Raw genomic sequence first — 14,053 nt, 5'->3', positions numbered from 1 at the left:
AGAACACAATGGCTCAAATCACCGCCGCCATGGTCAAGGAACTGCGCGAGAAGACCGACGCGCCCATGATGGAATGCAAGAAGGCCCTGACCGAGGCCGAGGGCGACCTGGCCCGCGCCGAGGAACTGCTGCGCGTCAAACTGGGCAGCAAGGCTTCCAAGGCCGCCGGCCGCATCACGGCCGAAGGCCTGATTGGCCTGCACATCGCCGCCGACGGCAAGAGCGGCGCGCTGGTCGAGGTCAATTGCGAAACCGACTTCGTCGCCAAGAACGACGATTTCATCGCCTTCGTCAATGACCTGGCCCGCATCGTCGCCGAGCGCAACCCGGCCGACCTGACCGCGCTGAACGCCTGCGCCCTGGGTGACGGCACCGTCGAGTCCGTGCGCGCCGGCCTGGTGGGCAAGATCGGCGAGAACATGTCGGTGCGCCGCTTCCAGCGCTTCGATACCGTGGACGGCCTGAACAGCTACGTGCATGGCGGCCGCATCGGCGTGCTGGTCGACTTCGCCGGTGCCGAGGAAGTCGGCAAGGACCTGGCCATGCACATCGCCGCGACCAAGCCCCGCGCCCTGAACGCCGACGGTGTGGACCCCGCGCTGATCGCCGCCGAGCGCTCCGTGGCCGAACAGAAGGCCGCCGAATCCGGCAAGCCGGCCGAGATCGTCGCCAAGATGGTCGAGGGCTCCGTGCAGAAGTTCCTGAAGGAAGTCACGCTGTTGTCGCAGCCTTTCGTCAAGAACGACAAGCAGACCGTCGAGCAGATGCTCAAGGAAAAGGGCGCCCGCATCAATCGCTATGCATTGTTCGTGGTGGGCGAGGGCATCGAGAAGAAGTCCGAGGACTTCGCCGCGGAAGTCGCCGCGGCTGCCAGCGGTTCCTGATCCCGGCTGATTTCGGGTACGATGGCATCGCGCCCGAGCCCGCCTGAGGCGTTGCGAGTCCTCGCGATAGCTAGGCTATCGCTGCGGATCGCGCCTTGCCTGACGGGCCCGAGCCAGCGCGTACCCAAAGCCGGGGGCTGCGCTCCCGGCTTCATGCCGCTCTATGCTTTGAATATTTATCCTTCCAGGAACCCTGCATGTCAACTCCTGCCTACAAGCGCGTTCTCCTGAAACTCTCGGGTGAGGCTCTGATGGGCGGCGATGCCTTCGGCATCAACCGCGCGACCATACTTCGCATGACCGAGGAAATCCACGGCGTCGTGTCCCTCGGGGTGCAGCTGGCCGTGGTGATCGGCGGGGGCAACATCTTTCGCGGCGTGGCGCCGGGCGCCCAGGGCATGGACCGGGCCACGGCCGACTATATGGGCATGCTGGCCACCGTCATGAACGGCCTGGCGCTGCAGGACGCGTTGAAGAACCACGGCGTCGACGCCCGGGTGCAGTCGGCCCTGAACATCGACCAGGTGGTCGAGCGCTACATCCGTCCCAAGGCCCTGCGCTACCTGGAAGAAGGCAAGGTCGTCGTCTTCGCGGCCGGCACCGGCAATCCTTTCTTCACCACCGACACGGCCGCCGCGCTGCGCGGGGCCGAGGTCGGCGCCGAGATCGTGCTCAAGGCCACCAAGGTCGACGGCATCTACAGCGCCGATCCCAACAAGGACCCGAACGCCACGCGCTACTCGCGCATCAGTTTCGACGAGGCGATCGTGCGTCGCCTGGAAGTCATGGACGCCACGGCCTTCGCGCTGTGCCGCGACCAGAAACTGCCGATCAAGGTCTTTTCGATCAACAAACCAGGAGCCCTCCGGCGCGTCGTCTGCGGCGAGGACGAGGGCACACTGGTTCAGGTATAGGAATCCTCATGAGCCTTTCCGACATCCGCCGCTCGGCCGACGAGCGCATGGGTAAATCCATCGAAGCCCTGAAGGCCGGCCTGGCCAAGATCCGCACGGGACGTGCCCATGCCGGGATCCTGGACCACGTGCACGTCGAATACTACGGCTCTCCCGTGCCGGTGGGCCAGGTCGCCAACGTGACCGTGATCGACGCCCGCACTCTGAGCGTGCAGGTCTGGGAAAAGACGATGGCGGGTCCGGTCGAAAAGGCCATCCGCGAATCCGACCTGGGACTGAACCCCATCGCCATGGGCGACAATATCCGCGTGCCGATGCCGGCCCTCACCGAGGAACGCCGCCGTGACCTGACCAAGGTCGTGCGCGGCGAGGGCGAGGACGCCAAGGTCGCCGTGCGCAACCTGCGCCGCGAGGCCAACGAGACCCTGAAGAAACTGCTCAAGGACAAGGAAATCTCCGAGGACGAGGACCGCCGCGGCCAGGACGAGGTGCAGAAGCTCACCGACCGCTACGTGGCCGAAATCGACAAGCTCGTCGCCCAGAAGGAAGCCGAGATCATGACGGTCTAGCCGCGCGACGCCACGGCGTATGATCGAAACCCTTTCTTCCACGCTTGTCATTCCCGAGACCGGGGACGTGCCCCGGCATGTCGCCATCATCATGGATGGCAACGGCCGCTGGGCGACCCGGCGGATGCTGCCCCGCACGGCGGGGCACGTGCGCGGCGTGCAGGCCGTGCGCCGCATCGTCGAGGCCTGCGGCCACCGGGGCGTGCGCTACCTGACGCTGTTCGCTTTCAGTTCCGAGAACTGGCGCCGCCCGGCCCAGGAAGTTTCCTTGCTGATGCGCCTGTTCGTGCGCACCCTGGAAAAGGAAGTCGATCGTCTGGAAGCCCAGGGCGTGCGCCTGCGCGTGGTGGGCGACCTGTCGGCTTTCGATCCGCACCTGCGCGGCCTGATCGAAGCCGCCGAACGGCGCACCGCGGGCCAGACGGCCCTGACGCTGACCATCGCCGCCAACTACGGCGGTCGCTGGGACATCCTGCAGGCCACCCGGGCCTTGCTGGCCGCCCGGCCCGAACTCGCGGAACACCCCGAGGCCCTGGACGAGGCCGCTTTGTCGCCCTGGCTGGCCCTGGCCTATGCGCCGGAACCGGACCTGTTCATCCGCACTGGCGGCGAGCAGCGCATTTCCAATTTCATGATCTGGCAGCTGGCCTATACTGAACTGTATTTCACCGACTGCTGGTGGCCGGATTTCGACGCCGGACAGCTCGACCAGGCCTTCGAGTGGTACCGGAGTCGCGAACGGCGCTTCGGTCGCACCAGCGCCCAGTTGCGCGGCGCCGTCTAGGGCCTGTTTGCACTAAGGAATCCTCCATGCTGCGCCAGCGCATCCTCACCGCCATCGTCCTGCTGCTGATCGTGGCGGCCGCGGTCACTGCGTCCACGCCCTGGCCGATGCTGGCCCTGCTCGGCCTGATGACCGGCTGCGCATTGTGGGAATGGCTGAGGCTGGTGCAGGACGGCGCCGCCGCGCGCTGGGGCGGTGCGGCGCTGGTCGTCCTGGCGCTGGTGCCGTTGTCGCGCCTGCTGGTCGACGGCCAGCAGGCGCTGGAAACCGCCTTCGGGTCCTTCCTGCTGCCGCTGGCGGTGCTGTTCTGGCTGACCTTCGCTCCCACCGCGGTGGTGCGCGCCCGGGTGCCGGACCTCTGTCGGCCGGGCGTGCTGGCCCTGGCCGGGGTCCTGGTCATGGCCGCGACCTGGTACGCGCTGGCCTGGGTGTTCCTGCGTCATGGCGCGGCGGCGCTCGTCAGCCTGTGGGCGCTGATCTGGGCCGCCGACATCGCCGCCTATTTCACCGGCCGCGGCCTGGGGCGCCACAAGCTCGCGCCGCGCGTCAGCCCCGGCAAGACGATCGAGGGCGCGGCCGGCGGCATCCTGGCGGCCACCGTCTGGCTGGTCGCCACGGCCCTCTGGTGGCCGGGCAGCTTCGGCGCGCTGCTGCTGGCACGCATCGGCTGGGCGGGCCTGGTCCTGGCCGGCGTGGCGCTGGCGGCCTGGTCCATCGTCGGCGACTTGTTCGAATCGCTGCTCAAGCGCCGCGCGGGAGTCAAGGATTCCAGCCAGCTGCTGCCGGGTCATGGCGGCGTGTACGATCGCATCGATGCGGTGCTGCCGGTGGCGCCGGCCGCCGCGCTGCTGCTGATGGCCGGGCTCTAGTGCCCGGCCGCGCCTGTCCGGCGCTTTTCCATCCTCCCCAATCACAGGTTTCGATCCATGTCCGTCCAGCAACGCCTCTGCATCCTCGGCTCGACCGGTTCCATCGGCGTGAGCACGCTGGACGTGGTGGCGAACCATCCGGACCGGTTTTCCGTCCATGCCCTGAGCGCGCACAGCCGGATCGAATCGCTGGCCGAACAGGCGGCGCGGCATGCGGCGCGGGTGGTGATCGTGCCCGATGACGCCGCCCGGGCGCGCTTCACGGCCGCCTGGCCGGCCGGCCGGCCCTTGCCGGAAATCCGCCAGGGCGCCCAGGCGCTGGCCGACACCGCGGCCGATCCCGAGGTCACCGCCGTCATGGCCGCCATCGTCGGCGCCGCGGGTCTGCCCGGAGCGCTGGCGGCCGCGCGCGCCGGCAAGCGGGTCCTGCTGGCCAACAAGGAAGCGCTGGTGGCGGCGGGCAGCCTGTTCATGCGGGCGGTGCGCGAATCCGGCGCCGAGCTGCTGCCCATCGACAGCGAACACAACGCCATCTTCCAATGCCTGCCCCAATCGGCCGACCGGGCGCGGGCGCCGGCCAGCCCGGCCGAGGGCGTGCGCCGGCTGTTGCTCACGGCTTCCGGCGGGCCGTTCCGCAGCACCGCGCTGGACCAGCTGGACGCCGTCACCCCGGACCAGGCCTGCGCGCATCCCAACTGGCGCATGGGCCGCAAGATCTCCGTGGATTCGGCCACCATGCTGAACAAGGGCCTGGAGGTCATCGAGGCCCACTGGCTGTTTTCGATGCCGCTGGAGCGCATCCAGGTCGTGATCCATCCCCAGAGCGTGGTGCATTCCATGGTCGAATACCTGGACGGCTCCATCCTGGCCCAGCTGGGCCAACCCGACATGCGCACCCCCATCGCCTACGGCCTGGGCTATCCGGAACGCATCGACGGCGGCGTCGGCCTGCTGGAACTCGCCCGCCTGGGGCGGCTGGATTTCGAGACGCCGGACCTGGCGCGCTTCCCCTGCCTGCGGCTGTCCTTCGACGCGCTGGGCCAGGGGCAGGGCGCCTGCATCGCGCTGAACGCGGCCAACGAGGTCGCGGTCGACGGCTTCCTGCGCGGGCGCATCCGCTACACCCAGATTCCGTCCATCATCGAGCATTGCCTGGACGATTCCGTGGCGCACGGGACGCGGACCCCGTCCTCCCTGGCGGAAATCCTCGACCTGGACGCGCGCACGCGCCGCGTCGCGGCCGGCTTCTGTCAGGTCCGCTGATTCTCCGCCGCCTTCACCATGCTGCTGACCCTGTCCGCCTTCATTCTCGCCCTGGGCCTGCTCGTCACTTTCCACGAGCTGGGCCATTACTGGGTGGCGCGGCGAGCGGACGTGCCCATCGTGCGTTTCTCGGTGGGCTTCGGCCCCGTGCTGCTGCGTCGCCGCGACCGGCGCGGAACCGAATGGGCGCTGTCGGCCATCCCCCTGGGTGGCTATGTGAAGATGCTCGATGAGGCGCCGCCGGATGCGGACGAGGCCACGCGCCGCGCCGCGTTCAATGCTCAGCCGCTGGTCCGGCGCGTGGCGGTGGTGGCCGCAGGCCCCGCCGCCAATCTGGTGCTGGCCGCCCTGATCTACGCCTTCCTGGGCCTGTGGGGCACGCAGGAGCCGGCCGCCGTGCTGGCGGCGCCGCAGGCCGGCACGCCGGCCGCCCTGGCCGGGGTGCGGGACGGCGACGTGCTGCGCGCCGTGGCCGGAAATCCGGTCGCGTCCTGGATCCAGGCCCGGTGGCAGTTGGCCGAGCCCCTGTCCCTGGGCGGCGACGTGCCGCTGACACTGGAATCCGTCGATGGCGCGATCCGCGAGGAAACCCTGAAGCTCGCCCCCCGGGCCGTGACTCCGGATGGCCCCGATCCGCTCCAGGCCGCCGGGCTGGCGCTGCAAGCGCCGTATCCGGTCGTGGGCGAACTCATCCCGGGCGGGGCTGCCGAACAGGCCGGACTGCGCGCCGGCGACCGGATCCTGACGGCGGGCGACCTGGACGGGCCCTCCGTCGAGGCCTTTGTGCGGACCGTCCAGGCGCATGCCGGCCAGCCGCTGACCCTCGTGGTGCTGCGCCTGGGCGCCCGAGTCTCGCTGTCCGTGACGCCCCGGTCCGAGGCCGGAGAGGGCGGTCGCGCGGTGGGCCGCATCGGCGCGCTGATCCAGGCGGAACAGCCCGAGGTACTGGTGCGCCTTGCTCCTCTGGACAGCTTGTGGCAGGGTGTCCGGCGCACGGCCGACATGAGCCTGTTCACGCTGCGCATGATGGGCCGCATGGTCGTGGGCGACGTGTCCTGGAAAAATGTCACCGGTCCCGTCACGATCGCCGAGTATGCCGGCAAATCCGCCCGCATCGGCCTGGAGTCCTACCTGGGCTTCCTGGCGCTGATCAGCATCAGCATCGGCGTGCTCAACCTGCTGCCCATTCCGATGCTGGACGGAGGCCATCTGCTGTTCTACCTGATCGAGGCGTTGCGCGGCGGCCGGCCGTTGTCCGAACGGGCGCGCGACCTGGGTCAGCGGCTGGGTCTGGGGATCGTGCTGGGCCTCATGGTTCTGGCCCTGTTCAACGATTTTTCGCGGCTTTTCAGTTGATGAGGTTGTGACTTACAATCGCGCATCGCTCAAGCATGTTCCTCCACGGCCAAATAGGATTGCCAGGATGTCGTCTCCCCGGAATTTTCGTCTGATCAAGCGCGCCATTCCCCTGGTGCTGGCGACCCTGCTGGCACCCGCCATCGCGACGGCCTTCACGCCCTTCGTGGTCCGGGACATCCAGGTCAAAGGGATCGAACGCGTCGATCCGGGCACGATCTTCACCTACCTGCCCGTCAAAGTCGGCCAGACCTTCACCCAGGAGGAGGCCTCGGCCGCCATCCAGAAACTCTACGGCACCGGCTTCTTCAACGACGTCAAGATCGACGCGCAGGGCAATGTGCTGGTGGTCACCGTCGAGGAACGGCCCACGATCGCCTCGATCAACTTCAATGGCATGCGCGAATTCGACGCCAAGGCCCTGACGAAATCCCTGGCGCAGGTCGGCTTCGGCCAAGGCCGGATCTTCGACCAGGCCATGCTCGACCGCGCGGTCTTCGAACTGAAGCAGCAGTACCTGTCCAAGGGCAAGTACGGCGTCCAGATCAATCCCGTGATCACTCCGCTGGAGCGCAACCGGGTCGGGGTCAGCTTCGACATCTTCGAGGGCGACGTCGCCACCATCGACAAAATCGAGTTCATCGGCAACGAGGCCTTCACCGCCGGCACCCTCGAAGACCAGATGGAACTGACCACCGGCGGTTTCATGACCTGGTACACGGGCACTAATAAATACTCGCGCGAAAAGCTCGAGGGCGACGTGGAGCGCATCCGCTCGTACTACCTGGACCGCGGCTACCTGGAATTTTCCATGGAACCGCCCCAGGTGTCGATTTCGCCCGACCGCAAGGCCATCTACATCACCATGACCCTGCACGAGGGCGAGCCCTACAAGCTGGGCGAGGTCGGTCTGGCCGGCGACCTGCTCGGCCTGGACGCCAATCTCCAGCCGCTGGTCACCGTCAAGGAAGGCGAGACTTTCTCGGCGGAAAAAACCAACGCCGTGGCGAAGTCCATCACCGATTACCTGGGCTCGCTGGGCTACGCCTTCGCCAACGTCAATCCCAGCCCGGTGCTGGACCGCGACAACCACGTCGCCAAGCTGACTTTCTACGTCGATCCGGGCCGCCGCGTCTACGTGCGCCGCATCAACGTGGGCGGCAACACCCGTACCCGCGACGAGGTCGTGCGCCGCGAGATGCGCCAGCAGGAAGCCGCCTGGTATGACTCCTCCAGCATCAAGACCTCCAAGGAACGCGTCGACCGCCTGGGTTATTTCACCGAGGTGGACGTCAAGACCGATCCGGTGCCGGGCTCGCCCGACCAGGTGGACGTCAACGTCGACGTCAAGGAAAAGCCCACCGGCATGATCAGCCTGGGCGTGGGCTACGGCACCACCGACAAGCTGATGCTGTCGGCCGGCATCAGCCAGGACAACGTCTTCGGCAGCGGCAATTCCCTGTCCTTGAACGTCAACACCAGCAAGACCAACCGCGCGGCGGTGATCTCGCACACCAATCCCTACTGGACCCAGGACGGGATCAGCAAGACCACGTCCCTGTATTATCGGCGCACCACGCCCTACGACGTGTCCGACAGCGGCTCCACCGGCTGGTACACGGTCGAGTCCATGGGTCTGGGCCTGAACTTCGGCGTGCCGATTTCGGAAGTGGACCGCATCTTCGCCGGCGTGACCTTCGAGCGCAACGCCCTGAAGGACATCCGCCGCACCGGCACCAATCCAGCGCCCCTGGCCTACCAGAACTTCGTCGATGAATACGGCGACACCACCAATGCCGCCATCTTCAGCCTGGGCTGGGCCAAGGACACCCGCGACAGCGCCCTGGCGCCCCACCGCGGCAGCTACACCCGCGTGTCCGCCGACATGTCCACCCTGGATCTGCGCTATTACAAGCTCAGCGGCCAGCAGCAGTACTACCTGCCGCTGGGCCGCTCCTTCACCCTGGCCCTGAACGGTCAGGTGGACTGGGCCAAGACCTATGGCAGCAGCGGCAAGCCCTTCCCGGTAATCAAGAACATGTACGCGGGCGGCATCGGCTCGGTGCGCGGCTACGAGGGCGCTTCGCTGGGGCCGCGCGACACCCTGACCGACACCTACCTGGGCGGTTCCCGCCGCATCGTCGGCAACGTGCAACTGTATTTGCCGTTCCCGGGTGCTTCGCGCGACCGCACCCTGCGCTGGTTCATGTTCACGGACATCGGCCAGATCTCCACGACCGACGGCTCGACCTGCGCCAACGGCCAGTACGGACAGGTGGCCGATCCTTGCGGCTGGAAATACTCCGCGGGCCTGGGCCTGTCCTGGGAATCTCCGCTGGGACCGCTGCAGCTGTCCTTCGGACGTGCGCTGAACGCCAAGGAAGGCGACCAGAAGCAGGTCTTCCAGTTCCAGATCGGCACGGGTTTCTGATTCCCCGTGTTTGATGGCACAATAACCCCTTTTGTAGCTGCTTTGATCCTAGGTGGATTCATCATCATGTTTGTTTCAGGTCTGAATGTTTCAACATTGGCGCAACGCGCCGTGCGTAGCCACCGGGCGCTGGCCCTGGCGGCGGCCGTGGGCCTGGGGGCGCTGTTCGTCGCGCCGTCCTATGCCCAGGGCACGAAGATCGGTTTCGTCAGCACGGAACGCATCCTGCGCGATTCCAAGCCCGCCAAGGCGGCTCAGGCCAAGATCGAAGCCGAATTCAAGAAGCGCGACCAGGAACTGCAACGCCTGGCCGACAGTCTGCGCTCCGAGGCCCAGAAGCTCGACAAGGACGCCCCGGTGCTGGCCGAGGCCGAACGCGTCAAGCGTCAGCGCAAGCTCCAGGACATGGATTCCGACCTGCAGCGCAAGCGCCGCGAATTCCAGGAAGACTTCAACCGCCGCCGCAACGAGGAATTTTCCGCCATCGTGGAAAAGGCCGATGCCGCGATCAAGAAGATCGCCGAACAGCAGAACTACGACCTGATCATCCAGGACGCCGTCACGGTCAGCCCGCGTGTGGACATCACCGATCAGGTCATCAGCGCCCTGGGCGGCTGATTTCCGATGCCTGTGCTGCTCGCGCCCGATCGGGCACCCGCATTGTCCGAACTTCTGCGGGCAGCCGATACGGTCGGACTTGGGTGCGGCATCGTGGGCGAGCCAGATGCGGGCGCACTGAAGATCGCGGGGATCGGCTCTCTGGGCTCGGCGGGCCGGTTCGAAATCAGCTTTCTGTCCAATCCTCGTCTGCAGTCCCAGCTGGATGACTGCGGCGCGGCTGCCGTCATCCTGCGCCAGCAGGATTGGGATGCCTACCGATCCCGTCACGATGGCCCTCCGGCCTGGGCGGCAGTGTTGTGCCCGCAACCCTATCTGATGTACGCGCTGCTGGCTCAATGGTTCGACCGCCATCGCCAGGCCGGCCTGCCCCGGGGCATCCATCCCAGCGCCGTGATCGCCGATGACGCCGTGCTGGCCGATGGCGTGCATGTCGGTCCGCTGGCCGTCGTCGAATCGGGCGCCCGCGTAGCCGCGGGCGTGCGCATCGGCGCGGGCAGCGTCATCGGCGCGGGCAGTTCCATCGGTCCCGACAGCCTGCTGCACGCCCGTGTCACGCTCTATCATGGCGTGCATGTCGGTGCGCGGGCCATCCTGCACTCGGGCGTGGTGCTGGGGGCCGACGGCTTCGGTTTCGCGCCCGATCCACGCACGTCCGGCGCCTGGGCCAAGATCGCCCAGCTGGGCGGCGTGCGCATCGGCGACGATGTGGAAATCGGTGCCAACACCACGGTCGACCGCGGCGCGGTCGAGGACACGGTGCTGGGCAATGGCGTGAAGCTCGACAACCAGATCATGATCGGCCACAACTGCCGGATCGGGGATCACACCGCGATGGCCGCCTGCGTGGGCGTGGCCGGATCCACCACCATGGGACAGCGCTGCGTGATCGGAGGAGCGGCGATGTTCGGCGGCCATCTGACGCTGGGTGACGACGTGCACATTTCGGGCGGCACCGCGGTCACCACGGACATCCTCAAGCCGGGGCGCTACACCGGAGTATTCCCCGTGGCCGAGCATGGCGTCTGGCAACATAATGCAGCCGTGATCGGCCAGCTCGCGCAATTGCGCAAGCGGCTGCGCGCCGCGGAACGACAAGGCGCCGCCGGAATGACCGGCCAGCCGACGAACCACAAGCAGGACACACAATAATGGAACTCGATATCAAAGACATCATGGAACGGCTGCCGCACCGGCAACCGATGCTGCTCGTGGACCGCGTCCTGGAAATGGACCCGGGCAAGAGCATCGTCGCCATCAAGAATGTCACCTACAACGAGCCCTTCTTCCAGGGGCACTTCGCCCATCACCCCGTGATGCCCGGCGTCCTCATCATCGAAGCCCTGGCCCAGGCGGCCGCGCTGTTCTCTTTCGCCGACGCCGGCGCGCCGAACCTGGCCAGCACCAGGATCGCCTATTATCTGGTCGGCGTGGACGGCGCGCGCTTCCGCCGCCCGGTGGTGCCCGGCGACCAGTTGCGTATGGAAGTCTCAGCCGACAAGCTCAGCCGCTCCATCTGCAAGTACACCGCCGTGGCCAAGGTCGACGACCAGATCGCCGCCGAGGCCAAGATCATGTGCGCGGTGCGTATCCTGGGGGAATGATGGGCGCGGCGCAGATCCACCCCACGGCCCTCGTCGCGCCGGGCGCGGTGTTGGGCGAGGACGTCGTCGTCGGCCCCTACAGCATCGTCGGCGAACACGTCGGCATCGGGGCGCGCACGCGCATCGGCCCGCACTGCGTCATCGACGGGCATACCGTCATCGGCCCGGACAACCATTTCTACCGCTATTGCTCCATCGGCGGCATTCCTCAGGACAAGAAGTATGCGGGTGAACCCACGGCGCTGGAAATCGGCGCGGGCAACACCTTCCGCGAATTCGTGACCGTGAACACCGGTACCGTGCAGGATGTGGGCACCACGCGGCTGGGCGACGACAACTGGATCATGGCCTACGTCCACATCGCCCATGATTGTCAGTTGGGCAGCCACATCGTGATCGCCAACAGTGTCCAGCTGGCGGGTCACATCCATATCGGCGACTGGGCCATCCTGGGTGGCCTGTCGGCGGTGCATCAGTTCGTGCGCATCGGCGCGCACGCCATGATCGGCGGCACCAGTTCCGTGCGCCAGGACGTGCCCCCGTACATGATCGGCGCGGGCGATTCGTTCCGGCCGGTCGGCATCAACGCCGAGGGCCTGGGCCGCCGCGGCTTCACGCCGGCCGACATCCAGGCGCTCAAGGACGCCTACAAGATCCTCTACCGGCGCCAGCTGAACGTGGAGCAGGCCATCGAGGCCCTGGCGGTCCTGCAGGCGGAACATCCTGCCGAGGCGCCCGCCGTCCAGACATTGCTCGATTTCCTGCGCGCGTCCAGCCGGGGTATCGCCCGGCCATGACCTTCTCCGCCGCCATCGTGGCCGGGGAACCTTCCGGCGACCTGCTGGCGGCGCGCATGCTTCGCGGCTTGCGGGCGCGCGACCCACGGATCAGAGCCATGGGCATCGGCGGTCCGGCGATGGCCCGGGCGGGTTTCGAGGCCTGGCATCCCATGGATGTGCTGTCCGTGTTCGGCTATGTCGATGCACTGCGCCGGGCACCACGCCTGATCCGCACCTGGCGCGACACCCGCCGCCGCACGCTGGACTGGCGTCCGGACGTGTTCGTAGGGGTCGACGCGCCGGACTTCAACTTGCGCCTGGAAGAAAAACTGCGCGCCGCGGGCATTCCCACCGTGCATTTCGTCGGTCCGTCGATCTGGGCCTGGCGCTTCGAACGCATCCACCAGATCCGCCGCGCGGTGTCCCACATGCTGGTGCTGTTTCCCTTCGAGGTCGAGCTGTACCGCGAGCAGGGCGTGCCCGTGACTTATGTGGGCCATCCCCTGGCCGAGCTCATCCCCGCGCGGCCGGATCGCGAGGCCGCGCGCACGCGCCTGGGCCTGGAACCCGGCCGCCGGGTGCTGGCCCTGATGCCTGGCAGCCGGGAATCGGAGATCCGCCTGCTCGCGCCCCGCTTCCTGCAGGCCGCGCAGATCCTGGTGAGCCAGGATCCCGATCTTCGGGTCGTTGTGCCGATGGTCAACCCGCATCGCCGCGCCCAGTTCGAGGCTGTCCTGGCGCAATATCCCGTTCCCGGCTGCCAGGTCCTGTCGGCGCCGCCCGAAGCGGGGCAGGGCGCGGACGCGCGCGCCGACGGCCTGGACACGGCCGAATGGCCGGTCGCCTGGCACGCCATGGAGGCCGCCGACGCGGTGCTGGTGGCCAGCGGCACCGCCACTCTGGAGGCCGCGCTCTTCAAGCGGCCCCTGGTGATCTCCTACGTCATTACGCCCTGGATGCGGCGCATCATGGCCTGGAAATCCGGCCAGGACGCCCCGAACCTGCCCTGGATCGGTCTGCCGAACATTCTGGAGCGCGAATTCGTCGTGCCCGAACTGCTGCAGGAAGCAGCCACGCCACAGGCCCTGGCCGAGCACACCTGGACGGCCCTGACCGACGCGGGGCTGGCCGAGCGCATTTCGCGGCGCTTCACGACGCTGCACGAGACCCTGGATCGCGACACGCCGGGCCTGGCGGCGCAGGCCATACTGGATGTCAGCCGTGGCGACGCAGCCTGAACTGTTCGACACGCCGAAGGCCGACGGCGCGGAGCTCATGCCCGCCGGCCGAATGCTGGCCGCCGGCGTGGACGAGGCGGGTCGGGGGCCTCTGGCCGGCCCTGTGTACGCGGCCGCCGTCATTCTGGATCCGGACCGTCCCATCGCGGGCCTGGACGACTCCAAGAAGCTCAGCGCCGGGCGCCGTGAATTCCTCGCCGATCGGATCCGTGAGCGGGCGCTGGCCTGGGCCGTCGCCAGCGCCAGCGTCGAGGAAATCGAGCGCCTGAACATCCTGCAGGCGACGATGCTGGCCATGCGGCGCGCCTGCCTGGAACTGTCCCTCGCGCCGGCGCTGGTCCTGGTGGACGGCAACCGCCTGCCCAAGGGACTGCCGTGTCGCGCCCGGGCCGTCGTTGGGGGCGACGCCCTGGAACCGGCGATTTCCGCCGCCTCCATCCTGGCCAAGACCGCGCGCGACGCCTGCTGCCTGGAACTCCACGCGCGCTATCCACAGTACGCCTTCGACCGCCACAAGGGCTACGGCACCGCGCTGCACCTGGCCCGGCTGGCCGAGTTCGGCCCGTGCCCCGAGCATCGGCGCGGCTTCGCGCCTGTTCGCCGTCTGCTGGATGCGGGTGATCCAGCGGCCCTTTCACCGCCAGACCACTCCAAGGTGAAAAGCGCCCCTTTGGGGGGCAGCGAGCCGAAGGCGCAGCGTGGGGGCTCCTTTTCACCGCAGGGCCGTCCCAAGGTGAAAAGCGC

General features: G+C 67.7%; 13 protein-coding genes and 1 pseudogene. All 14 read left to right on the top strand.

What is annotated here, in order from left to right:
* Nucleotides 1-8: 8 nt before the first annotated feature.
* Nucleotides 9-884: a translation elongation factor Ts gene (tsf, locus tag ACTPOE_RS03320; protein WP_458870786.1), complete on the top strand. Its 876-nt coding sequence runs from the start codon at nt 9-11 to the stop codon at nt 882-884.
* Between the two features lie 197 nt (nt 885-1,081).
* Nucleotides 1,082-1,798, top strand: coding sequence for a UMP kinase (gene pyrH, locus ACTPOE_RS03315; RefSeq protein WP_458870785.1), 717 nt, complete (start codon nt 1,082-1,084; stop codon nt 1,796-1,798).
* Between the two features lie 8 nt (nt 1,799-1,806).
* Nucleotides 1,807-2,367: a ribosome recycling factor gene (gene frr / locus ACTPOE_RS03310; RefSeq protein ID WP_458870784.1), complete on the top strand. Its 561-nt coding sequence runs from the start codon at nt 1,807-1,809 to the stop codon at nt 2,365-2,367.
* 19 nt (nt 2,368-2,386) lie between these two features.
* On the top strand, nt 2,387-3,151 hold the full coding sequence (uppS, locus tag ACTPOE_RS03305; RefSeq protein ID WP_458870783.1) for a polyprenyl diphosphate synthase: 765 nt from the start codon (nt 2,387-2,389) through the stop codon (nt 3,149-3,151).
* Between the two features lie 26 nt (nt 3,152-3,177).
* Nucleotides 3,178-4,020, top strand: a complete 843-nt coding sequence (locus tag ACTPOE_RS03300; protein WP_458870782.1) for a phosphatidate cytidylyltransferase — start codon at nt 3,178-3,180, stop codon at nt 4,018-4,020.
* 57 nt (nt 4,021-4,077) lie between these two features.
* Nucleotides 4,078-5,283, top strand: a complete 1,206-nt coding sequence (locus ACTPOE_RS03295) for a 1-deoxy-D-xylulose-5-phosphate reductoisomerase (RefSeq protein ID WP_458870780.1) — start codon at nt 4,078-4,080, stop codon at nt 5,281-5,283.
* A gap of 18 nt (nt 5,284-5,301) precedes the next feature.
* A complete protein-coding gene (gene rseP / locus ACTPOE_RS03290) occupies nt 5,302-6,639 on the top strand; it encodes an RIP metalloprotease RseP (protein WP_458870779.1) in 1,338 nt (445 codons plus the stop codon).
* A 67-nt stretch (nt 6,640-6,706) separates the two neighbouring features.
* Nucleotides 6,707-9,070, top strand: coding sequence for an outer membrane protein assembly factor BamA (bamA, locus tag ACTPOE_RS03285; protein ID WP_458870778.1), 2,364 nt, complete (start codon nt 6,707-6,709; stop codon nt 9,068-9,070).
* A 66-nt stretch (nt 9,071-9,136) separates the two neighbouring features.
* Nucleotides 9,137-9,688: an OmpH/Skp family outer membrane protein gene (locus ACTPOE_RS03280; protein WP_458870777.1), complete on the top strand. Its 552-nt coding sequence runs from the start codon at nt 9,137-9,139 to the stop codon at nt 9,686-9,688.
* A gap of 6 nt (nt 9,689-9,694) precedes the next feature.
* Nucleotides 9,695-10,840 carry a UDP-3-O-(3-hydroxymyristoyl)glucosamine N-acyltransferase gene (lpxD, locus tag ACTPOE_RS03275; protein WP_458870775.1) on the top strand — a complete coding sequence of 382 codons (1,146 nt, stop codon included), beginning with the start codon at nt 9,695-9,697 and terminating at the stop codon, nt 10,838-10,840.
* On the top strand, nt 10,840-11,292 hold the full coding sequence (gene fabZ / locus ACTPOE_RS03270) for a 3-hydroxyacyl-ACP dehydratase FabZ (protein ID WP_458870774.1): 453 nt from the start codon (nt 10,840-10,842) through the stop codon (nt 11,290-11,292). Before lpxD ends, fabZ begins: the two co-directional genes overlap by 1 nt.
* Nucleotides 11,289-12,089 (top strand): acyl-ACP--UDP-N-acetylglucosamine O-acyltransferase, encoded by an 801-nt coding sequence (lpxA, locus tag ACTPOE_RS03265; RefSeq protein WP_458870773.1) that lies wholly within the window; start codon nt 11,289-11,291, stop codon nt 12,087-12,089. Before fabZ ends, lpxA begins: the two co-directional genes overlap by 4 nt.
* Nucleotides 12,086-13,309 (top strand): lipid-A-disaccharide synthase, encoded by a 1,224-nt coding sequence (gene lpxB / locus ACTPOE_RS03260; protein ID WP_458870772.1) that lies wholly within the window; start codon nt 12,086-12,088, stop codon nt 13,307-13,309. Before lpxA ends, lpxB begins: the two co-directional genes overlap by 4 nt.
* Nucleotides 13,284-13,919, top strand: a pseudogene (gene rnhB, locus ACTPOE_RS03255) (ribonuclease HII); the annotation flags it as partial. The gene lpxB and the pseudogene rnhB, both read left to right, overlap by 26 nt.
* Between the last annotated feature and the right edge of the window lie 134 nt (nt 13,920-14,053).

The organism is Castellaniella sp. WN (genome assembly GCF_054457555.1).
Note: the sequence above shows the minus strand (reverse complement) of the source record. Positions and strands in the feature narration are given on the sequence as shown.

Coding starts and splice junctions, on each gene's coding strand:
- rseP (WP_458870779.1), top strand. CDS start 5,302: ATGCTGCTGACCCTGTCCGCCTTCATTCTCGCCCTGGGCCTGCTCGTC.
- pyrH (WP_458870785.1), top strand. CDS start 1,082: ATGTCAACTCCTGCCTACAAGCGCGTTCTCCTGAAACTCTCGGGTGAG.
- ACTPOE_RS03295 (WP_458870780.1), top strand. CDS start 4,078: ATGTCCGTCCAGCAACGCCTCTGCATCCTCGGCTCGACCGGTTCCATC.
- uppS (WP_458870783.1), top strand. CDS start 2,387: ATGATCGAAACCCTTTCTTCCACGCTTGTCATTCCCGAGACCGGGGAC.
- fabZ (WP_458870774.1), top strand. CDS start 10,840: ATGGAACTCGATATCAAAGACATCATGGAACGGCTGCCGCACCGGCAA.
- ACTPOE_RS03300 (WP_458870782.1), top strand. CDS start 3,178: ATGCTGCGCCAGCGCATCCTCACCGCCATCGTCCTGCTGCTGATCGTG.
- lpxD (WP_458870775.1), top strand. CDS start 9,695: ATGCCTGTGCTGCTCGCGCCCGATCGGGCACCCGCATTGTCCGAACTT.
- lpxA (WP_458870773.1), top strand. CDS start 11,289: ATGATGGGCGCGGCGCAGATCCACCCCACGGCCCTCGTCGCGCCGGGC.
- ACTPOE_RS03280 (WP_458870777.1), top strand. CDS start 9,137: ATGTTTGTTTCAGGTCTGAATGTTTCAACATTGGCGCAACGCGCCGTG.
- tsf (WP_458870786.1), top strand. CDS start 9: ATGGCTCAAATCACCGCCGCCATGGTCAAGGAACTGCGCGAGAAGACC.
- frr (WP_458870784.1), top strand. CDS start 1,807: ATGAGCCTTTCCGACATCCGCCGCTCGGCCGACGAGCGCATGGGTAAA.
- lpxB (WP_458870772.1), top strand. CDS start 12,086: ATGACCTTCTCCGCCGCCATCGTGGCCGGGGAACCTTCCGGCGACCTG.
- bamA (WP_458870778.1), top strand. CDS start 6,707: ATGTCGTCTCCCCGGAATTTTCGTCTGATCAAGCGCGCCATTCCCCTG.